The sequence below is a fragment of the Brevundimonas vesicularis NBRC 12165 genome, from assembly GCF_001592205.1.
GTDB classification, from domain to species: Bacteria; Pseudomonadota; Alphaproteobacteria; order Caulobacterales; family Caulobacteraceae; genus Brevundimonas; species Brevundimonas vesicularis.
In genome coordinates, this window is record NZ_BCWM01000004.1 from 63,291 (window position 1) to 85,172 (window position 21,882).

At 64.6% G+C, this 21,882-nt stretch carries 26 protein-coding genes; 18 read left to right on the forward strand and 8 right to left on the reverse strand.

Going from position 1 to position 21,882, the window contains the following annotated elements; translation table 11 throughout:
• Nucleotides 1–106 precede the first annotated feature (106 nt).
• From lipA to BVE01S_RS16725, 14 genes are all read left to right on the forward strand, one after another.
• Nucleotides 107–1,069 (forward strand): lipoyl synthase, encoded by a 963-nt coding sequence (lipA, locus tag BVE01S_RS04225; protein WP_017504838.1) that lies wholly within the window; start codon nt 107–109, stop codon nt 1,067–1,069.
• Between the two features lie 7 nt (nt 1,070–1,076).
• Nucleotides 1,077–1,529, forward strand: a complete 453-nt coding sequence (locus BVE01S_RS04230; RefSeq protein ID WP_039243665.1) for a type II toxin-antitoxin system RatA family toxin — start codon at nt 1,077–1,079, stop codon at nt 1,527–1,529.
• Nucleotides 1,526–2,641 carry an NAD(P)/FAD-dependent oxidoreductase gene (locus BVE01S_RS04235; protein ID WP_066624758.1) on the forward strand — a complete coding sequence of 372 codons (1,116 nt, stop codon included), beginning with the start codon at nt 1,526–1,528 and terminating at the stop codon, nt 2,639–2,641. The genes BVE01S_RS04230 and BVE01S_RS04235 overlap by 4 nt, the downstream gene beginning before the upstream one ends.
• Nucleotides 2,638–3,189: a sugar O-acetyltransferase gene (locus BVE01S_RS17365; RefSeq protein WP_066624760.1), complete on the forward strand. Its 552-nt coding sequence runs from the start codon at nt 2,638–2,640 to the stop codon at nt 3,187–3,189. The genes BVE01S_RS04235 and BVE01S_RS17365 overlap by 4 nt, the downstream gene beginning before the upstream one ends.
• 133 nt (nt 3,190–3,322) lie before the next feature.
• Nucleotides 3,323–3,505: a 50S ribosomal protein L32 gene (gene rpmF, locus BVE01S_RS04245; protein WP_026108365.1), complete on the forward strand. Its 183-nt coding sequence runs from the start codon at nt 3,323–3,325 to the stop codon at nt 3,503–3,505.
• 109 nt (nt 3,506–3,614) lie between these two features.
• A complete protein-coding gene (locus BVE01S_RS04250) occupies nt 3,615–4,235 on the forward strand; it encodes a hypothetical protein (protein WP_066624763.1) in 621 nt (206 codons plus the stop codon).
• Nucleotides 4,236–4,324: 89 nt separating this feature from the next.
• Nucleotides 4,325–5,602 carry a phosphopyruvate hydratase gene (gene eno / locus BVE01S_RS04255; protein ID WP_066624765.1) on the forward strand — a complete coding sequence of 426 codons (1,278 nt, stop codon included), beginning with the start codon at nt 4,325–4,327 and terminating at the stop codon, nt 5,600–5,602.
• Between the two features lie 138 nt (nt 5,603–5,740).
• Complete coding sequence (locus tag BVE01S_RS04260) at nt 5,741–6,040, forward strand: FtsB family cell division protein (RefSeq protein WP_017504845.1); 300 nt, start codon at nt 5,741–5,743, stop codon at nt 6,038–6,040.
• 134 nt (nt 6,041–6,174) lie between these two features.
• Nucleotides 6,175–7,203, forward strand: a complete 1,029-nt coding sequence (pdhA, locus tag BVE01S_RS04265; protein WP_039243674.1) for a pyruvate dehydrogenase (acetyl-transferring) E1 component subunit alpha — start codon at nt 6,175–6,177, stop codon at nt 7,201–7,203.
• A gap of 3 nt (nt 7,204–7,206) precedes the next feature.
• On the forward strand, nt 7,207–8,586 hold the full coding sequence (locus BVE01S_RS04270; RefSeq protein WP_066624768.1) for a pyruvate dehydrogenase complex E1 component subunit beta: 1,380 nt from the start codon (nt 7,207–7,209) through the stop codon (nt 8,584–8,586).
• Nucleotides 8,583–9,884 carry a pyruvate dehydrogenase complex dihydrolipoamide acetyltransferase gene (locus BVE01S_RS04275; RefSeq protein WP_066624771.1) on the forward strand — a complete coding sequence of 434 codons (1,302 nt, stop codon included), beginning with the start codon at nt 8,583–8,585 and terminating at the stop codon, nt 9,882–9,884. The genes BVE01S_RS04270 and BVE01S_RS04275 overlap by 4 nt, the downstream gene beginning before the upstream one ends.
• Before the next feature lie 15 nt (nt 9,885–9,899).
• Nucleotides 9,900–10,379 (forward strand): glutathione peroxidase, encoded by a 480-nt coding sequence (locus BVE01S_RS04280; RefSeq protein ID WP_066624773.1) that lies wholly within the window; start codon nt 9,900–9,902, stop codon nt 10,377–10,379.
• Complete coding sequence (gene lpdA, locus BVE01S_RS04285; protein ID WP_066624775.1) at nt 10,379–11,785, forward strand: dihydrolipoyl dehydrogenase; 1,407 nt, start codon at nt 10,379–10,381, stop codon at nt 11,783–11,785. Before BVE01S_RS04280 ends, lpdA begins: the two co-directional genes overlap by 1 nt.
• 159 nt (nt 11,786–11,944) lie before the next feature.
• Nucleotides 11,945–12,706, forward strand: a complete 762-nt coding sequence (locus tag BVE01S_RS16725; RefSeq protein ID WP_146112061.1) for a hypothetical protein — start codon at nt 11,945–11,947, stop codon at nt 12,704–12,706.
• A 22-nt stretch (nt 12,707–12,728) separates the two neighbouring features.
• Here BVE01S_RS16725 and BVE01S_RS04295 read toward each other — a convergent pair whose 3' ends face one another.
• Together BVE01S_RS04295 and BVE01S_RS04300 are read right to left on the reverse strand one after the other, a co-directional pair.
• Complete coding sequence (locus BVE01S_RS04295) at nt 12,729–12,911, reverse strand: DUF3606 domain-containing protein (protein WP_055753752.1); 183 nt, start codon at nt 12,909–12,911, stop codon at nt 12,729–12,731.
• Nucleotides 12,912–12,944: 33 nt separating this feature from the next.
• Nucleotides 12,945–15,299 (reverse strand): ATP-dependent helicase, encoded by a 2,355-nt coding sequence (locus tag BVE01S_RS04300; protein ID WP_066624785.1) that lies wholly within the window; start codon nt 15,297–15,299, stop codon nt 12,945–12,947.
• Between the two features lie 125 nt (nt 15,300–15,424).
• Between BVE01S_RS04300 and BVE01S_RS04305 the strand changes: the two genes are divergently transcribed.
• Entirely contained in the window at nt 15,425–15,652 is a 228-nt protein-coding gene (locus tag BVE01S_RS04305; RefSeq protein WP_066624788.1) for a hypothetical protein, read from the forward strand.
• On the opposite strand, the gene BVE01S_RS04310 is transcribed toward BVE01S_RS04305, so the two are convergent.
• Genes BVE01S_RS04310 through BVE01S_RS04320 form a run of 3 tightly spaced genes read right to left on the reverse strand, consistent with a single transcriptional unit; the run spans nt 15,633 to nt 17,005 of the window.
• The gene (locus BVE01S_RS04310) at nt 15,633–16,352 is read right to left on the reverse strand and encodes an SIMPL domain-containing protein (RefSeq protein WP_055805099.1); all 720 of its coding nucleotides are present in this window, start codon (nt 16,350–16,352) and stop codon (nt 15,633–15,635) included. The two genes, BVE01S_RS04305 and BVE01S_RS04310, sit on opposite strands and share 20 nt — an antisense overlap.
• Nucleotides 16,353–16,376: 24 nt before the next feature.
• The gene (locus BVE01S_RS04315) at nt 16,377–16,601 is read right to left on the reverse strand and encodes a ribbon-helix-helix domain-containing protein (protein ID WP_066624790.1); all 225 of its coding nucleotides are present in this window, start codon (nt 16,599–16,601) and stop codon (nt 16,377–16,379) included.
• Nucleotides 16,598–17,005 carry a YbaY family lipoprotein gene (locus BVE01S_RS04320; RefSeq protein WP_066624792.1) on the reverse strand — a complete coding sequence of 136 codons (408 nt, stop codon included), beginning with the start codon at nt 17,003–17,005 and terminating at the stop codon, nt 16,598–16,600. Before BVE01S_RS04320 ends, BVE01S_RS04315 begins: the two co-directional genes overlap by 4 nt.
• A gap of 106 nt (nt 17,006–17,111) precedes the next feature.
• On the opposite strand from BVE01S_RS04320, the gene BVE01S_RS04325 reads away from it, so the two are divergent.
• Nucleotides 17,112–17,996, forward strand: coding sequence for a DMT family transporter (locus BVE01S_RS04325; RefSeq protein WP_066624794.1), 885 nt, complete (start codon nt 17,112–17,114; stop codon nt 17,994–17,996).
• Nucleotides 17,997–18,000: 4 nt separating this feature from the next.
• Here BVE01S_RS04325 and BVE01S_RS04330 read toward each other — a convergent pair whose 3' ends face one another.
• Both BVE01S_RS04330 and BVE01S_RS04335 read right to left on the reverse strand, forming a co-directional pair.
• Nucleotides 18,001–18,189, reverse strand: a complete 189-nt coding sequence (locus BVE01S_RS04330; protein WP_066624796.1) for a DUF4169 family protein — start codon at nt 18,187–18,189, stop codon at nt 18,001–18,003.
• Nucleotides 18,190–18,191: 2 nt separating this feature from the next.
• Nucleotides 18,192–19,451, reverse strand: a complete 1,260-nt coding sequence (locus tag BVE01S_RS04335; protein ID WP_066624798.1) for a patatin-like phospholipase family protein — start codon at nt 19,449–19,451, stop codon at nt 18,192–18,194.
• Between the two features lie 150 nt (nt 19,452–19,601).
• Here BVE01S_RS04335 and BVE01S_RS04340 point away from each other — a divergent pair, with 150 nt between their 5' ends.
• On the forward strand, nt 19,602–19,841 hold the full coding sequence (locus tag BVE01S_RS04340) for a DUF2171 domain-containing protein (protein WP_039243689.1): 240 nt from the start codon (nt 19,602–19,604) through the stop codon (nt 19,839–19,841).
• Nucleotides 19,842–19,937: 96 nt separating this feature from the next.
• On the forward strand, nt 19,938–20,324 hold the full coding sequence (locus BVE01S_RS04345) for a YccF domain-containing protein (protein WP_066625011.1): 387 nt from the start codon (nt 19,938–19,940) through the stop codon (nt 20,322–20,324).
• A 62-nt stretch (nt 20,325–20,386) separates the two neighbouring features.
• Here BVE01S_RS04345 and fumC read toward each other — a convergent pair whose 3' ends face one another.
• Entirely contained in the window at nt 20,387–21,778 is a 1,392-nt protein-coding gene (fumC, locus tag BVE01S_RS04350; protein WP_066624800.1) for a class II fumarate hydratase, read from the reverse strand.
• Nucleotides 21,779–21,882 lie beyond the last annotated feature (104 nt).

Below are 21,882 nucleotides of genomic sequence, written 5' to 3' on the forward strand. Positions count from 1 at the left end.
AAAAGATGCGTAACGTCGCGTGAGTTCCGCTGCGCGATCACGCCTGCGGCAAGTCTGTTACCCGGTGTGCCTTGCCTAAACGCCCTCAAAGTCCGAAATACCGGCTATGGTCACCCTGATCGACACCCTTCAGCGCAAGCCGTCCGAGCTGCGCCACCCTGAAAAGCAGAACCGGCCCGAGTCGGTCGTTCTGAAAAAGCCCGACTGGCTGCGGGTCAAGGCGCCGGGCTCTGGTCAATACAACGCCACCAAGGAGATCGTTCGCTCCAAGGGGCTGGTGACGGTCTGTGAAGAGGCGGCCTGCCCGAACATCGGCGAGTGCTGGAGCCAGAAACACGCCACCTTGATGATCATGGGCGACACCTGCACGCGGGCCTGCGCCTTCTGCAACGTAAAGACGGGCTTGCCTCAGCCGCTGGATCCGGAAGAGCCGGGCAAGGTGGGCCTGGCTGTCCAGCAGATGGGCCTGAACCACGTCGTCATCACATCGGTCGATCGCGACGACGTGGCCGACGGCGGTGCGGCCCACTTCGCCGAGGTGGTGCGCCAGATCCGCATCCAGGCGCCGGACACCACGATCGAGATACTGACCCCCGACTTCTTGCGAAAGGACGGGGCGGCCGCCGTGATGATTGACGCCAAGCCCGATGTCTTCAATCACAACCTGGAGACCGTGCCGCGCCTGTATCTGAAGATTCGCCCGGGCGCGCGCTACTTCCACAGCCTGCGCCTGTTGCAGATGGTCAAGGAGCGCGACCCGAACCAGTTCACCAAGTCCGGCATCATGGTCGGTCTGGGCGAGACCAAGGAAGAGGTCATGCAGGTGATGGACGACATGCGGTCCGCCGGCGTCGACTTCATCACCATCGGCCAGTACCTGCAGCCGACGCGCAAACATGCCGCCATTGATCGGTTCGTGACGCCGGAAGAGTTCAAGGCCTATGAGGCGATCGCCCGGGCGAAGGGCTTCCTGATGGTGTCGTCCAGCCCGCTGACGCGTTCGTCGCACCACGCCGGCGACGACTTCGCCCGGCTTAAGGCGGCGCGCGAGGCGCAGCTGCGCCGCTAAGTCCCGCATGGCCGTCCACCGCGTCACGCGCATTCTTCCCTATGCGCCCGAACAGCTTGCCGATCTGGTCGCCGACGTGCGCGCCTATCCCGACTTCGTGCCTTGGGTCACGTCGATGCGCGTCTGGAACGCGCGCGAGGAAGGCGAGGGCGTCGGCTTGCAGGATGCGGAGGCCAGCGTCGGGTTTTCCTTTCTAAAGGAGCGTTTCTCCACCTGGGTCCGGCATGATCGCAATGCGCCCAAGGTCGAGGTCGGCTTGCTGCGCGGCCCCTTCAAGCACCTGAAGAACCGTTGGGAGTTCTTTCCCCATCCCGACGGCACGCGGCTGGAGTTCATGATCGACTTCGCCTTCAAATCCCGGATGCTGGACATGATGCTATCGGCGAACTTCGACCGGGCGGTGGAAAAGCTGATCGGCTGTTTCGAGGCCGAGGCGAAACGGAGATACGGCGTCCGATGAGTTTCGATTTCGACGCGACCGTCGTCGGCGCCGGGGCTGTGGGCCTGGCCTGCGGACGGGCGCTGTCGAAACGGGGCCTGACGGTGCTGGTGTTGGAGAAGGAAGCCCACATCGGCCAGGGCGTCTCCTCCCGCAATTCCGAGGTCATTCACGGCGGGCTCTATTATCCGACCGGTTCACTGAAAGCCCGCTTCTGCGTCGAGGGACGCCGCGCGCTCTACGACTTCCTGGCCAGCCGCAAGATCAACCACTGGAAATGCGGCAAGCTGGTTGTGGCGACGCAAGAGGCCGAGGTCGAGCGGATCGAGGCGATCTTCGAACAGGCGACGGCGAATGGTGTCGAAGGGCTGGCGCATCTAACCGGCGCCCAGGCGCGGGCGCTGGAGCCGGAGCTGAACGCCCACGCCGCCATTCTGTCGCCCGAGAGCGGCCTGTTCGACAGCCACGGCTATATGCTCGCCCTGCAAGGCGAGATCGAGGATTCGGGCGGGTCGGTCGTGGTCTCGGCGCCGTTCGAGGGCGCAGAGCCGCTGACGGGCGGCGGCTTCACGATCCGTGTCGGCGGGGAGGGGGGGATGCGGGTCACCAGCCGCCTTCTGGTCACCGCGCCTGGACTGTCGGCCCAGGCGGTGGCGGCGTTGATCAAAGGCTATCCGCCCGGCGACATTCCGGCCGGACATTTCGGCAAGGGCGTCTATTTCCGGCTGACGGGCAAGGCGCCGTTCGACCGCCTGATCTATCCGCCGCCCATCCCCGGCGCGCTGGGCACCCACTATCGCAAGGATCTGGGTGGTCAGGCCGTGTTCGGGCCCGACCTGGCCTATGTCGAAAACGAGGATTACTCGGTCGATCCTGCCAAGGCCGAAGAGTTCGCCACCTACATTCGCCGTTTCTGGCCGGGATTGCCCGATGGCGTCCTGACGCCGGACTACGCCGGCATTCGGCCCAAACTGCATGGGCCGGGCGAGCCGCAACCGGACTTCCAGCTTCATGGCCGCGAGCATCACGGCATCGATGGTCTGATGGCTCTGTTCGGCATCGAAAGCCCCGGCCTGACCAGTTCGCTAGCCATCGGTGAAGCGGTGGCTGACGCTCTGACGGAGGCCGCATGACCGAGCGCGAGAAGATGCTGGCGGGCTTGCCCTATGATCCGGGCGATCCCGATCTGCGCGACGGTCGCGCCCGCGCCGTGGCCCTGACCGTCGCCATCAACGCCGAGCCGGATCGCGACCGGCGCGGCGCCCTGGTCAACGAACTGGTCAATGCGGCCGACGGCAAGGCGATCATCATGCCGGGCTTCTTCTGCGACTACGGCGTCAACATCCATCTGGGCGCGCGGGCCTTCGCGAACGCCAACTGCGTGTTCCTGGACTGCGCCGAGATCCGTATCGGCGACAACTTCCAGGCCGGGCCGGGCGTGCAGCTTCTGACGCCGGAACATCCGCTGGACGCGGTCGCCCGCCGCGGCGAGGAGACGGCGCGGCCGATCGCCATTGGGGACGACGTCTGGATTGGCGGCGGCGCTATCGTTTTGGCGGGCGTCACCATCGGCGATCGTTCGGTGATCGGCGCGGGATCGGTCGTGACGAAGGACGTGCCGTCCGACGTGGTGGTGGTCGGCAATCCTGCGAAGATCGTCCGGCGTCTGACGCCTGCTTAAACGCCTTGAAATCGTCGCGCGGTTCATGCATAAGCCGCGCCTCGCGTGGCGGTCCTGAGGGCCGCCGCTATTGTTTTCGCGCTAGACGGAGCTCGGCTCTGGGCGGCGCCCGACTTAGAAGATTGAGACGGACATGGCCGTTCCGAAGCGCAAAGTATCTCCCTCGCGTCGCAACATGCGCCGCGCCCACGACGCCCTGACCTCGAACGTCTACGTTGAGGACAAGGACACCGGCGAGCTGAAGCGCCCGCACCACATCGACCTGAAGACCGGCACCTATCGCGGTCGTCAGGTCATCACGCCGAAGGAAGACTAGTCTTTCAGGCGATCCCGACTTCGGTCGGATGACGATTTCGACGGCGCGCGGTGACCCGCGCGCCGTTTTCGTGCGTTCTGTGCGGTGAAGCTTCCATTGGAGACGCCGCATGATGATTCGTTTCACCGCCGTCGGCGCCTGCGCGCTGCTGACCCTCGCCGCCTGTAATCGCGCAGAGGAGCGCGTCTCAGAGCCCGCCGCACCGCCGGTCGTATCCGCGAACGAGACGCCCGCAACGCCAGCCGCCGATCCGAATGCGTTGACAGCCGAAGGTCTGGGGCCGGTGCGAATCGGCATGACGCGCGCCGAACTGGTGAAGGTCTGGGGCGAGGACTCCCAACCGAACGCCGTCGGCGGCGCCGAGCCCGAAGTCTGTGACCAGTTCCATCCGGCAAACGCGCCAGCAGATGTGCAGGTGATGGTCCAGAACGGCGTGCTGACGCGAATCACCCTGGCGCGCGGTGCGACGACGAAGACCGATCGTGGATTCGGGGTGGGCGATACGGCCATGGCGATCAAGCAGGCCTATGGCGGCGCGGTCTTCGCCCAGCCGCACAAATACCAGGAGGCGCCGGCCGAGGATCTGTTCGTCTGGTCGAAGGGCGGATCGACGACCTATGTCACCGATCCGTCGGCGCGCGGCGTTCGATATGAGATCGGCAGCGACGGCAAGGTGATGATGGTCCATGCGGGCGATCCTTCGATCCAGCTCGTCGAGGGCTGTTCCTGACGCCTGGCGACGATGTCGGCATTGGCGTTTGGCGGGGAGGCGGCTAAACCGTCGGACCTCCCTTGCCCCTTGAGCCAAAGAGCCGAGCCATGACCGACATCGCCGACATCGTCGCCCGCCAGATCCTCGATAGCCGGGGCAATCCGACGGTCGAGGTCGATGTCACGCTGGAAGACGGTTCGTTCGGCCGCGCCGCCGTTCCGTCCGGCGCGTCTACGGGCGCGCACGAAGCGGTCGAGCTGCGTGACGGCGACAAGGACATGTGGGGCGGCAAGGGCGTCCAGAAGGCGGTCGACGCCGTCAACGGCGAAATCTTCGACGCCCTGTCCGGCATGGATGCCGAGCAGCAGCGCCGGATCGACGAGGCGATGATCGAGCTGGACGGCACGCCCAACAAGGGCCGTCTGGGCGCCAACGCGATCCTGGGCGTGTCTCTGGCGGTCGCAAAGGCCAGCGCCCTGTCGGCCAATCAGGAACTGTATCGCTATCTGGGCGGCGTCTCGGCCCGCGTCCTGCCGACCCCGATGATGAACATCATCAACGGCGGCGCCCACGCCGATAATCCGATCGACATCCAGGAGTTCATGATCCTGCCTACCGGCGCCGAGACCTTTTCGGACGCGGTACGCATGGGCGCCGAAATCTTCCACGCCCTGAAGAAGCAACTGAAGGACGCCGGGCACAACACCAACGTCGGGGACGAGGGCGGCTTTGCGCCCAATCTGGCCTCGGCCGATGAGGCGCTGAGCTTCATCACCAAGGCGGGCCAGGCGGCGGGCTACCTCGCGGGCGAGGATTTCCACCTGGGCCTCGACGTCGCCTCGACCGAGTTCTTCAGGGACGGCAAATACGTCATGGCCGGCGAGGGCAAGACCGTCGATTCCGAAGGCATGGCGGCCTACCTGGTCGACTTGTGCGAACGCTTCCCGATCGTGTCGATCGAGGACGGCATGGCCGAGGATGACTTCGACGGCTGGCGCCTGCTGACCGAACGCCTGGGCGACCGGGTCCAACTGGTCGGCGACGATCTGTTTGTGACCAATCCGGCGCGTCTGGCTGCGGGTATCGGCGAAGGTCTGGCCAACTCGATCCTGATCAAGGTCAACCAGATCGGCACCCTGTCCGAGACGCTGGACGCCGTCGATATGGCCCACCGCGCAGGCTACACCGCCGTGATGAGCCACCGGTCGGGCGAGACCGAGGACTACACCATCGCCGACCTGGCCGTGGCGACCAACTGCGGGCAGATCAAAACCGGCTCTCTGGCCCGCTCCGACCGGGTGGCGAAGTACAATCAGTTGCTCCGCATCGAGGAAATGCTGGGCGACCAGGGCGTTTATTTCGGCGACGGCATGCTGCTGAAATAGGAAACGGAATTGTCGGCGGAGAATCAGCGTTTTCCGCCGACAATCTTACGGTCAAGCTACATTTCGTTAGGCATTTTCGGGCACGGTTTCTGAACTGTGTTTTCGCGCTCAGAAGGAGCGTCTCAAGTGCCCGAACGGATGAAACCTTACCGCCTGTCCCTCGCCCTGTTGCTGCTTCTGGCCTATCTCGGGGTGCAGGCGCTGACGGGCGAGCGCGGACTGTTGAGCGGCTCGTCTCGCGACGCCCTGCTGGGGCAACGCGAGGACCAGCTGGCGCATCTGACTGAGCAGCGCCGCGACCTTGAGACACGGGTTCGCTATCTGCGCACCGACAGCCTGTCTCGCGACCTTCTGGAAGAGCGCGCGCGCGCCGTGCTCGGCTTCTCCGATCCGCGCGACTATGTGATCCGCGTCTCGGCGCCTGCCGCCCAAGGCTGAGCGCCCTTCACCACTTGAACTATTGTTACAGGGCGACCCGCACCCCTTTGCGTTACCGGAAGGAAGGCTGCTAAAGCCCCTTTCCGTAACGATAAGAAGGCGTCGGTTCTCGGCGCCTAGCCGGGAGATACCGGATGGCGAAAGCCCCAGCCAAATCCGCTCAGACGACCACGCCTGACAAACTGCCCAACACGCCGACGGCGTCCAAGGAAGACCTTCTGCGCTTCTATCGCGAGATGGTTCTGATCCGCCGCTTCGAAGAGCGTGCGGGCCAGCTCTACGGCATGGGTCTGATCGGCGGCTTCTGCCACCTGTACATCGGCCAAGAGGCCGTGGCGGTCGGCGTTCAGGAGAGCGTCAAACAAGGCCACGACAAGATCATCACCGGATACCGCGACCACGGCCACATGCTGGCCGCCGGCATGGATCCCAAGGAAGTCATGGCCGAGCTGACCGGCCGCAGCGGCGGTTCGTCCAAGGGCAAGGGGGGATCGATGCACATGTTCGACGTGCCGACCGGATTCTACGGCGGTCACGGCATCGTCGGCGCTCAGGTGGCGCTGGGCACCGGCCTGGCCTTCGCCGGCAAGTATCGCGGCGACGATTCGGTGGCCTTCGTCTATTTCGGCGACGGCGCCTCGAACCAAGGGCAGGTGTACGAAAGCTTCAACATGGCGCAGCTGTGGAAGCTGCCGGCCATCTACATTATCGAGAATAACCAGTACGCCATGGGCACGAGCATCGAGCGCTCGTCCTCCACGACCGAACTGTATCAGCGCGGCGCCAGCTTCGGCATTCCGGGCGAGCAGGTCGACGGCATGGACGTGCTGGCCGTGCGCGACGCGACGGCGCGTGCGGTGAAGCGCGCCCGCGAGGGCGGCGGTCCCTTCATCCTGGAGGTGAAGACCTATCGCTATCGTGGTCACTCGATGTCCGACCCGGCCAAGTACCGGACCAAGGAAGAGGTCGACGAGGTCAAGAAGACCCGCGACCCGATCGATCACCTGAAGACGCTGCTGTCGGCCGCCAATGCGACCGAGGACGAGCTCAAGGCCATCGACAACGAGATCAAGGCGATCGTCGCCGAAGCTGTTCAATTCGCCCAAGAGAGCCCGGAACCCGATCCGTCCGAGCTCTATACCGACGTCTACGTGGAGGCCTGATCCGTGACCGACATTCTGATGCCGGCGCTGTCCCCCACGATGGAAGAGGGCACGCTGACCAAATGGCACATCAAGGCAGGCGACACCGTGTCAGCAGGCCAGGTGATCGCCGAGATCGAAACCGACAAGGCGACGATGGAAGTCGAGGCCGTGGATGAAGGCGAAGTGCTGGAAATCCTGGTCGACGAAGGCTCTGAAAACGTGAAGGTCAACACGCCGATCGCGCGTTTGGCCGGCGAAGACGGCGCAGCGGCGCCTGCGCCCAAGGCTGATTCCGCAAAGAGCGAGGCTGAGGCACCCAAGGCTGCGGCCGAAGGTAAGACTGGCGATCCCGAAAAGGCCCCGGCCCAGACCGCGACGCCCAAGGTCGAACTGCGGGACCCGGAAATCCCGGCCGACGCCAAACTGGTCAAGACGACGGTGCGCGACGCTCTGCGTGACGCCATGGCCGAAGAGATGCGCCGCGACGATCGCGTCTTCCTGATCGGCGAGGAAGTCGCCCAGTATCAGGGCGCCTACAAGGTCAGCCGCGACCTGCTGCAGGAGTTTGGCGACCAGCGCGTCGTCGATACCCCGATCACCGAGCACGGCTTTGCCGGCCTAGGGGTCGGCGCGGCCATGTCGGGCCTGAAGCCGATCGTCGAGTTCATGACGTTCAATTTCGCCATGCAGGCGATCGACCACATCATCAACTCGGCCGCCAAGACGCTCTATATGTCGGGCGGTCAGATCCGCGCGCCAATCGTGTTCCGCGGCCCGAACGGCGCGGCTTCGCGCGTCGGCGCCCAGCACAGCCAGGACTACTCGGCCTGGTATGCGCAGGTGCCGGGTCTGAAAGTCATCGCGCCCTATGACGCGGCCGACGCCAAAGGCCTGCTGAAAGCCGCCATCCGTGACCCGAACCCGGTCGTCTTCCTCGAACACGAGATGATGTACGGCCTGGAGTTCGATGTGCCGGAGGTCGAGGACTATGTCCTGCCGATCGGGAAGGCCAAGGTCCGTCGCGAAGGCAAGGACGTCACCATCACCGCCCACAGCCGCATGGTCGGCTTCGCCCTGCAGGCCGCCGAGAAGTTGGCCGAAGAGGGCATCGAGGCTGAGGTGATCGACCTGCGCACTCTGCGCCCCCTGGATCACGAGACCATCGTCGAGAGCGTCAAGAAGACCAACCGCCTGGTCTCTGCCGAAGAGGGCTGGGGTCCGATGGGCGTCGGCGCCGAGGTCGTGGCCCGCGTCATTGAGCACGCCTTCGACTATCTGGACGCGCCGCCCTTGCGGGTTCACCAGGAAGACGTGCCGCTGCCCTACGCCGCCAACCTGGAAGTGTTGTCGCTGCCGGGCGTGGACAAGATCATCGCGGCCGTGAAACAGGTGATGGCATGACCGACATCCTGATGCCGGCCCTGTCTCCGACTATGGAGGAGGGCGTTCTGGCCAAGTGGCACGTCAAGGTCGGGGACGTCGTCTCCGCCGGAGACGTGATCGCTGAGATCGAAACCGACAAGGCGACGATGGAAGTCGAGGCCGTGGACGAGGGCGAAGTCACCGACATCCTGGTCGCTGAAGGCACGGAAGGCGTGAAGGTCAATACGCCGATCGCCCGCCTGAAGGACGAGGGCGGCGCGGCCGCACCCAAGCCGACTGAAAGGTCGGCTGCAAAAACGGAAGAGGCCCGCAAGGCCGAGGTCGCTCCGGCTGCGGCCGAGGCGCCCAAGGACGCCACGCCTGCCGCTCCGGCGCCTGCCGCGCCGAAGTCGGACAGCGGAGATCGCATCTTCTCGTCACCGCTCGCTCGCCGCATCGCCGCCCAGAACGGCGTCGATCTGAAGTCGATCCAGGGCACCGGTCCGCACGGTCGCATCGTCAAGCGCGACGTCGAGGACGCCGGTAAGGCGCCGGCCCAACCGGCGACCGCCTCTTCGGCGTCGCCCGCCACGACCGCAGCGGAGCCGCGCAAGGCGCAGTCGCTGGCGCAGATGGGCATTCCGGACGGCAGCTACGACCTGATCCCGCTGGACGGCATGAAGAAGGCCGTCGCGCGCCGCATGGTCGACAGCGTCCAGAATGTGCCGCACTTCCCGCTGTTCATCGACTGCGAAATCGACCAGCTGATGGCCGTGCGCGCCAAGGTCAACAAGATGCTGGAGCCGCAGGGCATCAAGGTCTCGGTCAACGACTTCGTCATCAAGGCGGCCGCTCTTGCTTTGAAGATGGTGCCGGAGGCCAACGCCTCCTACACGCCCGAAGGCATCGCCATGCATCACAACGCCGATGTCTCCATGGCGGTGGCGATCGACGGCGGCCTGATCACCCCGATCATCAAGAAGGCCGAAACCAAGGGTCTGGCGCAGATCGCGACAGAGTCCAAGGACCTGGCCAAGCGCGCGCGCGACCGCAAGCTGAAGCCGGAAGAGTTCCAGGGCGGCACCTTCTCGGTGTCCAACCTGGGCATGTTCGGGATCAAGCAGTTCACCTCGATCATCAATGAGCCGCAGGGCTGCATCATGAGCGTGGGCGCGGGCGAGCAACGCGCGGTCGTCAAGAACGGCCAGGTCGTGCCCGCCACGGTCATGACCGTGACCCTGACCTGCGATCACCGCGTGGTGGACGGCGCGACCGGCGCCCGCTTCCTGCAGGCGTTCAAGCCGCTGATCGAAGATCCCGTCGCGATGCTGGCCTAAGGGGAGGGTGAGGTCATGACCTCGGTCTATGACTTCTCCGCCCGCGCCATCGACGGCACGGACGTTTCGCTCGATCGCTTTCGCGGTCAGGCGTTGTTGATCGTCAATACGGCGTCCAAGTGCGGCTTTACGGGGCAGTACGACGGCCTCGAAAAGCTGCACCGCGCGTTCGCCGATCAGCCGTTTGAGGTGTTGGGCTTTCCCTGCAACCAGTTCGGCGAGCAGGAGCCGGGCAAGGCGGCGGAAATCGCCGCCTTCTGCGCCACCAGTTTCGATGTGACCTTCCCCTTGTTCGACAAGGTGGAGGTCAACGGACCGAACCGACATCCGCTTTACGCCTGGTTGACCGAACAGAAGCGCGGCTTCCTGGGCTCCAAAGCCATCAAGTGGAACTTCACCAAGTTCCTGACCGACCGCGAGGGCAGGGTGGTCGCCCGATACGCCCCGCAGACTGAACCTGAGGCCATCAAGGCCGACATCGAGAAGTTGATCTAATGGCTGCTGAATTCGATCTCGTCGTCATCGGCTCGGGCCCCGGCGGTTATGTCGCGGCCATTCGCGCCAGCCAGTTGGGTTTGAAGGTCGCCATCGTCGAGCGCGAGAACCTGGGCGGCATTTGCCTGAACTGGGGCTGCATCCCGACCAAGGCCCTGCTGAAGTCGGGCGAAAAGTTCGAGAGCCTGAGCCATCTGAAGGAGTACGGCCTGTCGGCGTCCGGCGCGTCGTTCGACTTTGACGCCATCATCCAGCGCTCGCGCGGCGTGGCCAAACAGCTGAATCAGGGCGTCGGCTTCCTGATGAAGAAAAATAAAATCGAGGTGATCGAAGGTTCGGCCAAGCTGGAGAAGGGCGCCGCCTCGCCCAAGGTCGTGGTCGCCCTGAAAGCGGGCGGTTCGCGCGCGCTCGAGGCCAAGTCGGTCATGCTGGCCGTCGGCGCCCGCGCCCGCGCCCTGCCGCAGATCGGGTTGGAAGCCGACGGTGATCGTATCTGGGCCTATCGCGAAGCCATGGCGCCGAAATTCATGCCCAAGTCGATCGTCGTGATCGGTTCGGGCGCCATCGGCATCGAGTTCGGCAGCTTCTATCGCGCCTTGGGCTGTGATGTGACCGTGGTCGAGGCGGTGGATCGCATCATGCCGGTCGAGGACGAAGAAGTCTCCAAGGCCGCCCAGAAGTCGTTCGAAAAGCGTGGCATGAAGTTCAAACTGGGCGCCAAGGTCACCAAGGTGAGCAAGGACGCCAAGGGCGTGAAGGTCGCCGTGGAGATCGGCGGCAAGGCCGAGACCTTGGAGGCCGAGGTCTGCATCTCCGCCGTGGGCATCACCGCGAACACCGACGGCATCGGCCTGGAAGAACTGGGTCTGGAAATGGACCGCGGCCACGTCAAGATCGACAGCCACTGCCAGACCAACGTCAAAGGCCTTTACGCCATCGGCGACTGCGCCGGCGCGCCCTGGCTGGCGCACAAGGCGTCGCACGAAGGCATCCACGCGGCCGAACATATCGCCGGCTACAAGACGCCCAACGTTCATTCGCCCATCGCCGGCTGCACCTATGCCCAGCCGCAGGTGGCCTCGGTCGGCGTCACCGAACAGGCTGCGCGCGCCGAGAAGCGCGAGGTGAAAATCGGCCGCTTCCTGTTCCGCGTGAACGGCAAGGCGATCGCCTCGGGCGACACCGACGGTTTCGTCAAGGTGATCTTCGACGCCAAGACCGGCGCCCTGATCGGCGCCCACATGATCGGCCACGAGGTCACCGAAATGATCCAGGGCTATGTCACCGCCATCACCATGGAGGCCACGGAAGAAGACATCCACGGGATCGTCTATCCGCACCCGACGATGTCGGAGGCCATGCACGAAGCGGCGCTGGACGCCTATGGGCGCGTGATCCACATCTGATAGCGGGGGTGGTCTTCTTCAGACGCTCTTGAGGAGGACACTTTGCTGCCTGGCTTGCTCGAAGCGCCGACCTTCAAGAACCACATGCGATGCTAGCGTTGAACGTGGTTCTGTCTATGGTTGCGCCCGATCAACCAGGGCTTGTGACGAGAGGCGGATATGTTCGCAAAGCTGATGTCGAGGAGCTTTCTGGATAGGGATTTGGAAGATTGGCACCTGGAAACTTGGGCGATCCTGATCGACCGGTTTGGCGTTGATCTTCCCCTGAACCAAACGCCTGTCGTCGTGCCGACACGAGACTTTTTCCCGCCGTCTGACGCCGTCGGACATGAACGTGCGCTTCATGTTTTTGACTGCGTGAAGGCTGCTATGGGGACGCAGCACTGGCATTGTAGCTTACATGCGCAGCCGCCACAGATGACGGGATTGCGCGTGGCCGAGTTCGTTTCGATCCAGGGCGAGCAAGGTCCGGGAGGAACGTTCAGCTTTGATGAAGCCGGCCAGCCGGTCATCACCTATGTACCGGACCTGGTCGAGAAGCCGACTGAACTGGTCGCGGTGTTGGCGCACGAACTATCGCACCTGCTTCTGTCGGCGGAATCCGACATCTTAGATGATCAGACCCATGAACTGATCACCGACCTAACCGTAGCCTATGCCGGCATGGGGGTGTTCGGCGCCAACGCGGCCTTCAGCTTCTCCCAGCATGGCGATGCGTTCAGCCAAGGCTGGCAAAGTCAAACCAGCGGCTATCTTTCTCCAAACAGTTGGGCTTTCGCGTTGGCCGTCTTTGGCGAGCTACGGGGGGATGATGGAGAGATGGGCCGTTATCTGAAGCCCGAGATCGAGCGCGCCCGGCTGAAGGCTGTAGCCTACCTGAGGAAGAACCCGCAGTTGCTGGCAGGATTGCGCGCCGCCTGAGATAGGGCGCGACGGTTCGACGCTAGCGCTTCTTGCCCAATTCCGCCGCGATATCCTTGGTCATGCGCCCAACCTTGCGGTGGGCGGCGGTGATCTGGTCCTTGGTTACGCCCCAGCGTTTCATCCAGTATTCGACCGACTGACGTTCCGACAGATCAATGCGATCCTTGTCGATGAAGCCGCGCTTGTCCTTGAGGCCCGCCATCTTTGGCTCCATTCGTTGCGTTAGAGCGCCGGGTTAAGCCTTCTCGACAAAGCTGTCGATCACGCGCTTCTCCCCGGCCTTTTCGAACTCGACCAGCAGTTTGTTGCCTTCGATGACGCGCACGTTTCCGTACCCGAACTTCTGGTGAAAGACGCGTTCGCCCTTTTTCCAGCCTGAGCTGGATTTGGGGTCGGCGGTGGCAATCAGTCGGCCGTCGCCTTCGATGACGGCCTTGCGCGCCGGGATCTTGGCTGGGGTCTGGGCGGCGGTGAAGGATTGGGCGCGTTTCCAGCCGGGGGAAGAATAGCCGCTGCCGAACGATGGCGTGTCGTCCCAGCGGCTCTTGGCCTCCTTCATGCCGGTCGACGCGCCGTAATAGCCGGTGTCGGATTGAGGATCGACGTGGGCGATGGGCAGTTCGTCGACGAAGCGGCTGGGCAGTTGCGAGGTCCAACGGCCATAGACCAAACGATTGGCGGCGAAGCTGATCCGCGCGTCTTGCTTGGCGCGGGTGACGCCGACATAGGCCAGGCGGCGTTCCTCCTCGAGGCCTTTTTCGCCCTTCTCATCGATGCTGCGCTGGCTGGGGAAGACGCCTTCCTCCCAGCCGGGCAGGAAGACCAGCGGGAACTCCAGCCCCTTGGCGCCGTGCAGGGTCATGATCTGCACCGCCCCGTCGCCATTGGGGTCGTCGCTGGTCGCACGCTCCAGATCCATCACCAGAGAGACGTGCTCCAGATAGGCCTGCAGCGTCTCGAACTGCTGCATCGACTGGGTCAGTTCCTTCAGGTTCTCCAGGCGGGTCTGCCCGCTGGTGCGGTCGGCCTTCTGCATGTCGGTATAGCCGCTCTCCTCCAGCACCGTCTCCATGACCTGCCAGTGGGGCGTGGTCTCGGACAGTTGGCGCCAGCGGTCGATGTCGCGCACGAAGTTGGACAGGGCGGTGCGGGTGCGGGCCTGAAGCTCGTCGGTATTGATCAGGCCCCGCACGGCGGTCAGGGCCGACAGGTCGTGTTGGCGGGCCAGTTGCAGGATTTTCTGCACGCTGGTGTCGCCGATGCCGCGTTTGGGCACATTGACGATCCGCTCGAAGGCGAGGTCGTCGTCTTCCGACAGGATCAGGCGCAGATAGGCATGGGCGTCGCGGATCTCGGCGCGCTCGAAGAAGCGAGGCCCGCCGATGACGGTGTAGGGAATGGCCAGCATGACCAGCCGTTCCTCGAAGGCGCGCATCTGGAACGAGGCGCGGACCAGAATGGCCATGTCCTTGTATTTCAGGCCGGGTTCGCCGGCGTGGGGACGCCGCGCGGTCTCGATCTCGTCGGCGATCAGGCGGGCCTCGGCCTCGCCGTCCCAGACGCCGCGCACGCGCACCTTGTCGCCGCTGTCGTCCTCGGTCCACAGGGTCTTGCCCAGCCGGTCTCGGTTGGCGGCGATGAGGCCGGACGCCGCCCCCAGGATATGACTGGTCGAGCGATAGTTCCGCTCCAGCTTGACGATCTTGGCGCCAGGGAAATCGCGTTCGAAGCGCAGGATGTTGTCCACCTCGGCCCCGCGCCAGCCGTAGATCGACTGATCATCGTCGCCGACGCAGCAGACGTTGCCGGTCGAGGCCGTCAGCAGCCGCAGCCACAGATACTGGGCGACGTTGGTGTCCTGGTATTCGTCCACCAGGATGTAGCGGAACCGACGGCGATATTCCTCAGCCAGGTCCGCATGCTGCGACAGGATGGTGATGTTGTGCAGCAGCAGATCGCCGAAGTCGCAGGCGTTCAGGCTGCGCAAACGCGCCTGATAGGCGGCGTACAGACCCTGACCCTTGCCGTTGGCAAAGTCCTCGCCCGGCGGCAGCTTGTCCGGCGTCCAGCCGCGGTTCTTCCAGTGATCGATCAGGCCGGACAGCGACTTGGGCGTCCAGCGTTTGGTGTCGATATTGGCCGCTTCGAGCAGCTGCTTCAGCACCCGTTCCTGGTCGTCGGTGTCCAGGATGGTGAAGCTGGATTTCAGCCCGACCAGTTCGGCGTGGCGACGCAGGATCTGGGCGGCGATGGAGTGGAAGGTGCCCAGCCAGCGCAACCCTTCGGCGGAGGGGCCGATCAGATGCGTGATCCGTTCGCGCATTTCGCGCGCGGCCTTGTTGGTGAAGGTGACGGCCAGCAGCTCCCACGGCTTGGCCCGGCCTGTCGCCAGAATGTGCGCCAGTCGTGTCGTGAGGACGCGGGTCTTGCCCGTGCCCGCGCCAGCAAGCACCAGCACGGGGCCCTCAGTCGTCTCGACCGCCTCGCGCTGCTCCGGGTTCAGCCCCTTCAGATAATCGCGCGGCGCCTCGCCCTCGGGCGCACGGGCGCGCGCGAGGTCGGAAATGCGGGGGGCGGGAAGATCAGTCACAGGCGCAAAACTATCCGTCAGTCAGAATCGAAACCGGAACATAAGGGGACCGCGCGGCAATGTCAGGGCCGCCGCCACAATCAAACCTCGGAACCCGGCGGATCGACGGCCGGTTCCTAGGTGCGATGCAGCAGAACACTGACAAAAGGGACGCGGCGTCACACCGCAAACCACGCGGCAAGAAGGCCGGGTGGTGGGCCTTCGTTCTGGGCATGGTCGGAATGTTCGTGATCCTGGCCGTCTGGGTCGTGTTGGTCGAGATAGATCAAGATCCGCACGCCGACGTCGATTTCATCGGGCGACCGCAATCCTCCGACGCCGGACCGCCCGAGACTACTTCAGACTATAGGTGATGGTCGTGACGACCCGGATCTTCTTGTCGATGGAGGCGGCTTCGTCGCCGGCTGCGCCATCGCGCGGCAGGATTTCGAACGAACCCTGTGTGGCCTGACGGATCGGGCCCAAGGGCGTTCCGCTGTCCTTGGCGAACTGTTCCGCACCGGTGCGCGCCGCCGCTGTACCCTCTGCGATCATTTGCGGGCGCACGTCGTTCAACTTGGTGAAGATATAGGACGGACCCTGGAAGTCCTGCAGCACCACGTCCTGACGCACCAGATCGTTGAGCAGTCGCGTCGTTGCCTGAACTCGGGCGACATCGCTGGTCCGCACGATCACCGTCTGAGCCAGGATGAAGCGTGGACCGCCGTTCTGGGCGGCGTATTCTCGCGACCGGGTGTCGGCCACCTCCAACCGGCCCAATTCGATGGCCTGGGCAGGGTAGCCCTGGGCGGTGAGGAAGCGGCGGACCAGCGCCAGATCGCCGTCGATTTTGGTTTGAACCTCCGAAAGGACATCGCCCGAGGCCGTGAAGCGTAGCGGCAGGACGGCAAGGTCCGCTTTCACATTGCGTTCGGACAGGCCGCGCACCGTCACGGTGCGGTCGCCGGCGCGCGCGTGAATGACGCCCTGACCGATCAGGGCACCGGCGCCGATGAAGCCGACAGCCAGAAGACCGCCGACCACGGCGGCTGGAAGCAGACGATTGTCTGACATGGTCAGGTCTCCGTTAGATCGAAGCTACGCCGGTCTTCCATGATCCGCCACCCAGTCCAGCGCCAGTAGGCGACAGGCGGAGGCGAGAGGGCGTCGGCCGCGACCGGCGTCGATTTCAGCCAGAAGCTGAGCCTTGCTGAGGCTGCGAGCGGCCGCGATCCGGTCCAGCACGGCCCAGAACTCCGGCTCCAGCGCCACCGACGTGGCATGGCCGGCGAGGGCGACCGAACGTTTGCTGAGGCTGCTCAACGCGCGGACTTCAGCACGATCTCGGCCGAGGCCGGCGCGCCGTTCGTCAGGATCGCGTGTCGGGTGTCTGTGACGAAGACCAGGGCGCCGGCCGCGTCGCGGATCTCGGCGCGCGCGGCGTAGGTGTGGCGCGGATCGATCTGAGACGTCGGAAAGCCCAGGGTGACGCGATAGGGCGGGGCGCCGGTCAGCGGCTCGCTGGTCTCGGCGAGAATCTTGGCGGGCGCGTCGGCCAGACTGACATCCTCAATCCTGACGGTCAGGACATGGCCGGGCGGCAGCATGATCCGTTCGCGATAGGTGGCCGTTACGTTCACCATCGTCGTTCCGGTCGTCACGTCCGGCGTGGCGGCGCAGGCCGCCAGGACCAGGGCGGCGGGCAGGATCAGGGGGGCGTTTCGCATGGCGATCTCCTTGGCGGCGCCCAGTGTGTCACACTCAGGCGCAAGACGTGAGGGCGCGTGGCGTTAGGGCGTGTTATGCGGGCCGTCCACCGTCGGAGATCAGCCTTTGAGCCGCCCCTTTGCGATTGCTGCGATCGCCATTTGCGCCCTGATCTGGGGCACGACCTGGTACGCGATCACCCTGCAGCTGGGGCCGGTTGATTCCATCGTCTCCATCGTTTGGCGATTTGGTCTGGCCTCGGTGGTCCTGTTCGGCTTCTGCGCGGTGACGCGACGGCCGCTGCGTCTGACGCGCAGCCAGCATCTGGCCGCCATCGGGCAGGGAGCCTTCGTTTTCGCGGTCAGCTATGGCTTCGTCTATGCGGCGGAGGGGCAGGTGGCGTCGGCTGTGGTCGCGGTGATCTTCGCCGCCCTGGCCTTTGTGAACCTGATCCTGTTTCGGCTGCTGGGCGGACAGAAGGCGGCGCCGGCGGCGTGGATCGGCGCAGTACTGGGCGTCATGGGCGTCGGGGTCCTGTCCTACAGCCAGATCACCGCGGCGGGCGCCGGCCTCAATCCAGGGCTGGGCGTCATCTTCGCCCTAACCGCCGTTCTGGCTTCGGCGCTGGGCAACTGGTTCGCCTGGAAGGGACAGCAGGCGGGCGCGCCCGTCATGGCCGCCACCTCCTGGGCGATGGCCTATGGCACGGCGATGTTGGCGCTGTACGGCATGGCGACCGGCGTGGTGTGGCGGATCGAGCCGACGCCGCACTATGTCCTGTCGCTGCTCTATCTGTCGCTGTTCGGGTCGGTGATCGCGTTCGGCCTGTACTTCACCATCGCGCGCCAACGCGGCTATGCGCTGGCGAGCTACATCTCGGCTCTGACGCCGCCTATCGCCATGCTGGTATCGGTGCTGTTCGAGGGCGCGCGTTTCGGCTGGAGCGCCCTGATCGGGCTGGCGCTTGTGCTGGCGGGGCAGGTCATGCTGATCCGCGCGCCCAAGGCCTGAGCCGTCAGTCGTCGGATTTCGGCTCCAGCTTCTGACCGTCCAACTGCTTCTCGGCGCGATGACGCTCAAGAGCGGACAGGGTCTTCTCGGCCTTGGAGCGTCCATGGGCCAAGCGGTTGGCGACGGCCAGGGCCTTGTCTTCGGCCTTGGCGCGGGTCTTTCGCGCTCGGTTCAGATTGATGATCTCGCCCATGACTACGCCTTGGGCTTGTCGGCGGGGGGCGTATCCGCCGACGGTTTGGCCGAGGGCTCCGGCGCCAGCACAGCCGGCACCTGAGACTCCGAGATCGTCGTCTGGGGGATGAAGGGCTGGTCCGCCGGGCGCTCGCCCAGCCGGGTCCAGGCATCGGCGCCGCGCCCGCGCTGACGCCCCAGTTCGAACATGGCCGTCATGGTCTCCTGATCGAACTTCAGGCTGGAGGCGGCGACATTGTCCGGAATGGCCGACAGCGCCATGTCCAGCCCATTGCGCCGCGCGAACGCCGCCGTCACCGCCAAATGGATGCGCAGCGACGACTTGCTCATGCTGTCATAGGTCCGCGCCAGGATACCCGACAGGCGGCCGGGCGTAACACCGTCGTTGCGGCCGACTTGGCCGTTGACGATGACATAGAGGGCGCCGACGCGGCCTTCGTCCTTTGGGCGGGTCCAAAGCATCAGGTCTTCAGGAATAGCCAGGAACGGCGTGTTGACGCCGCCGTCGACGTGCATTTCCAGAACCACCTTGTCGTCGTCCTGAAGCCCGGCGATCAGCACAGGAGGAAAGACGCCGGGAATGCTGGCTGAGGCGACCAGCACCTCTTTGAAAAGCTCGCGGGCGTTCTCGTCGCCCTGGGTCGCCAAGAGACCCATGTCCCAGATGACGGTTTCCTCGCTGTCCAGATCGGTCGTCGCCACCAGCAGCCGGCGACCCTTGGCGTGCTCGCGCGCGACGGCCTGCATCAGTTCAGGGGTGACGTTGTCATCCACCAGATTGCGCAGGACCTGCGACGAGAACAGGCTCGGGTTCAGGAAGGCGGCGAAACTGCGCCAGCTCAGCAAATTGCTGGCGGCGCCGCTGGTATAGGCGTGCTGAAGTTCGTCGTCCCAATCCGATCCAAGAAAGGCGAACGGAGCGGCAAGCGCCCCCGTGCTGACGCCGGTGACGACATCGAACGCGGGGCGATCGCCCTGTTCGGTCCAACCGACCAGAAGCCCGGCGCCGTAGGCCCCGTTTGCGCCGCCGCCAGACAGCGCCAAGATCGACGTCGGTTTGTCGGGCCGAAGTCGCTGACCGATTTCCTGGGTGAAGGCCTGCAGGCGCGCGCTGTCGCTGGCGCGGATGCGAGGGTCTTCCGCCTTGACGAGCGTGCCGTCGGTGATGCGGAGGGGGCCGGTCGGGCGATCTAGCGTTCCACACGCCGAAAGGGCCAAGGCCATGAGGACGCCGAACAGGCCTGATCCAATCCGCCGCATTTCTTGAGTTCCGGTTCCGTGTGAACGCCGGCTTCTACCGCGTCCTTGCCAATCCTGTCATCAAGGCGATGAACAAGCGTCGCCGTTTGAAACCGTCGCAGGCCGGGTGTGTTCTCATCGGCAGGACAAACCAAACTGCTGGAGATACACATGGTTGACGTTTCGCTCATCAAGGAACACCTCGAAGTCGTGGGCTCGGACGGCGGTCACGTGGGCCGGGTCGATCACGTCCTGGGCGACCAGATCGAACTGGCGAAGCTGGATTTCGCCGGCGGCTTCAAGCACCACATGATCCCGGTCAGCTGGGTCGAACGGGTTGACGACAAGCACGTTCATCTGAGCCTGACCCAAGACGACGCCAAGGCGCGCTGGACCGAGAAGCCGCACTAAGGCCGATCTGACGCCGATTTAATGAAGGCCCCGCTGCACAAGCGGGGTCTTTTGCTTATCTGAGGTATGTCGCAATGGGCGACAGTGGAGCCTGTCTTGATGCGCCTGATCCTGAATATCCTCTGGCTCATCTTCGGCGGCTGGATTTCCGGCCTTCTGTGGCTGCTGGGCGGCGCGATCCTGGCGCTGACCGTCGTCGGCCTGCCGTGGACGTTCGCAGCGTGGCGCATCGCCAGCTATTCCTTCTGGCCCTTCGGCCGCGAGATCGTGTGGCAGGACACGCATCCCGTCGCTGGCTGTGTCGGCGTCGTGTTGAACGTCGTCTGGTTCGTCGTGGCCGGCTGGTACATCGCCCTGACGCATTTGATCATCGCCGTGGCGGAGTTCGTCTCCATCATCGGCATTCCGTTCGCGCTGAAGGATCTCGAACTGGCCAAGCTGGCGCTGGCGCCGGTCGGACGCACCATCCGCGACAAAGCCTGACCCAAACGAAAACGCCGACGTCAGACGACGTCGGCGTTTCAAAAATCTCGATCTTGGAGGGGTCAGCCCGGCGAGATCATCTTCTCCGGCCGCACGGCTTCATCGAACTCCGCGTCCGTCAGATAGCCGCCGCCGACAGCCTCTTCGCGCAATGTTGTGCCGTTCTTGTGCGCGGTCTTGGCGATCTTGGCGCACAGGTCATAGCCGAGCTTCCCGTTCAGAGCGGTGACCAGCATCAGCGAGTTGTTCAGGCCGCGCGCAATATTGTCCTCGCGCGCCTCGATGCCGACGACGCAGTTGTCGGTGAAGCTGATAGCCGCGTCGGCGACCAGGCGCACCGACTGCAGGAAGTTGTAGGCCATCACGGGGTTGTAGACGTTCAGCTCGAAATGGCCTTGCGATCCCGCGAAGGTCAGGGCGGCGTTGTTGCCGAACACCTGGACGCAGACCTGGGTCAGGGCTTCGCATTGGGTCGGATTGACCTTGCCCGGCATGATCGACGAGCCTGGCTCGTTTTCCGGCAGCGCCAATTCGCCCAGACCCGAACGCGGGCCTGAGCCGAGGAAGCGGATGTCGTTGGCGATTTTGAACAGGCTGGCGGCGACCGTGTTGATGGCGCCGTGGCTGAAGACCATGGCGTCGTGGGCGGCCAGGGCCTCGAACTTGTTCGGGGCCGTGGTGAAGGGCAGGCCGGTGATCTCGGCGATCTGGGCCGCAACCTTCTCGGCGAAGCCGATGGGCGCGTTCAGGCCGGTGCCGACGGCGGTGCCGCCCTGCGCCAGTTCCATCAGGGCCGGCAGCGTCTGTTCGATGCGCTTGATGCCGTTCTCGACTTGCTGCGCATAGCCGCCGAACTCTTGGCCCAGCGTCAGAGGTGTGGCGTCCTGGGTATGGGTGCGGCCGATCTTGATGATGTGGGCCCAGGCCCTGGCCTTGGCGTCCAGGGCGGCGTGCAGATGTTTCAAGGCCGGGATCAGATCGTTGACCACCTGTTCGGCACAGGCGACGTGCATGGCCGTGGGATAGGTGTCGTTGGACGACTGGCTCATATTGACGTGGTCGTTGGGATGGACCGGCTTCTTGGAGCCCATCTCGCCACCCAGAATCTCGATCGCGCGATTCGAGATCACCTCATTGGCGTTCATGTTCGACTGGGTGCCCGAACCCGTCTGCCAGACCACCAGCGGGAAGTGGTCGTTCAGCTTGCCTTCGATAACCTCATTGGCGGCCTTGATGATGGCGTCGGCCAGGGCCGGCTCCAGCTTGCCCAGGTCACGATTGGTCTCGGCGGCCGCACGCTTGACGATGCCCAGGGCGCGCACGACCGGCAGGGGCTGCTTTTCCCAACCGATCTTGAAGTTGCCCAGCGACCGCTGCGCCTGGGCGCCCCAGTAGCGATCGGCGGCGACTTCGATCGGGCCGAAGGTGTCGGTCTCTGTGCGGACGTTGCTCATGCGCGTAAATCTCGTCTCTCAGGCGTGGCGATGGGTTGCGCGGCGGTGTAGCACGAGAGCCATGCAGGGCAAGAAGAGCGCGGATATCCTCACACCGGCAATCG

What these genes read in the sequence shown, in the direction of transcription:
- lipA (WP_017504838.1), top strand. Translation starts at nt 107, where the DNA reads ATGGTCACCCTGATCGACACCCTTCAGCGCAAGCCGTCCGAGCTGCGC.
- BVE01S_RS04260 (WP_017504845.1), top strand. Translation starts at nt 5,741, where the DNA reads ATGAAACCTTACCGCCTGTCCCTCGCCCTGTTGCTGCTTCTGGCCTAT.
- BVE01S_RS04280 (WP_066624773.1), top strand. Translation starts at nt 9,900, where the DNA reads ATGACCTCGGTCTATGACTTCTCCGCCCGCGCCATCGACGGCACGGAC.
- eno (WP_066624765.1), top strand. Translation starts at nt 4,325, where the DNA reads ATGACCGACATCGCCGACATCGTCGCCCGCCAGATCCTCGATAGCCGG.
- BVE01S_RS04335 (WP_066624798.1), bottom strand. Translation starts at nt 19,451, where the DNA reads ATGCGGCGGATTGGATCAGGCCTGTTCGGCGTCCTCATGGCCTTGGCC.
- BVE01S_RS04330 (WP_066624796.1), bottom strand. Translation starts at nt 18,189, where the DNA reads ATGGGCGAGATCATCAATCTGAACCGAGCGCGAAAGACCCGCGCCAAG.
- BVE01S_RS04310 (WP_055805099.1), bottom strand. Translation starts at nt 16,352, where the DNA reads ATGTCAGACAATCGTCTGCTTCCAGCCGCCGTGGTCGGCGGTCTTCTG.
- BVE01S_RS04340 (WP_039243689.1), top strand. Translation starts at nt 19,602, where the DNA reads ATGGTTGACGTTTCGCTCATCAAGGAACACCTCGAAGTCGTGGGCTCG.
- BVE01S_RS04275 (WP_066624771.1), top strand. Translation starts at nt 8,583, where the DNA reads ATGACCGACATCCTGATGCCGGCCCTGTCTCCGACTATGGAGGAGGGC.
- BVE01S_RS16725 (WP_146112061.1), top strand. Translation starts at nt 11,945, where the DNA reads ATGTTCGCAAAGCTGATGTCGAGGAGCTTTCTGGATAGGGATTTGGAA.
- BVE01S_RS04235 (WP_066624758.1), top strand. Translation starts at nt 1,526, where the DNA reads ATGAGTTTCGATTTCGACGCGACCGTCGTCGGCGCCGGGGCTGTGGGC.
- pdhA (WP_039243674.1), top strand. Translation starts at nt 6,175, where the DNA reads ATGGCGAAAGCCCCAGCCAAATCCGCTCAGACGACCACGCCTGACAAA.
- BVE01S_RS04305 (WP_066624788.1), top strand. Translation starts at nt 15,425, where the DNA reads ATGCAGCAGAACACTGACAAAAGGGACGCGGCGTCACACCGCAAACCA.
- lpdA (WP_066624775.1), top strand. Translation starts at nt 10,379, where the DNA reads ATGGCTGCTGAATTCGATCTCGTCGTCATCGGCTCGGGCCCCGGCGGT.
- fumC (WP_066624800.1), bottom strand. Translation starts at nt 21,778, where the DNA reads ATGAGCAACGTCCGCACAGAGACCGACACCTTCGGCCCGATCGAAGTC.
- BVE01S_RS04320 (WP_066624792.1), bottom strand. Translation starts at nt 17,005, where the DNA reads ATGCGAAACGCCCCCCTGATCCTGCCCGCCGCCCTGGTCCTGGCGGCC.
- rpmF (WP_026108365.1), top strand. Translation starts at nt 3,323, where the DNA reads ATGGCCGTTCCGAAGCGCAAAGTATCTCCCTCGCGTCGCAACATGCGC.
- BVE01S_RS04250 (WP_066624763.1), top strand. Translation starts at nt 3,615, where the DNA reads ATGATGATTCGTTTCACCGCCGTCGGCGCCTGCGCGCTGCTGACCCTC.
- BVE01S_RS04230 (WP_039243665.1), top strand. Translation starts at nt 1,077, where the DNA reads ATGGCCGTCCACCGCGTCACGCGCATTCTTCCCTATGCGCCCGAACAG.
- BVE01S_RS17365 (WP_066624760.1), top strand. Translation starts at nt 2,638, where the DNA reads ATGACCGAGCGCGAGAAGATGCTGGCGGGCTTGCCCTATGATCCGGGC.
- BVE01S_RS04295 (WP_055753752.1), bottom strand. Translation starts at nt 12,911, where the DNA reads ATGGCGGGCCTCAAGGACAAGCGCGGCTTCATCGACAAGGATCGCATT.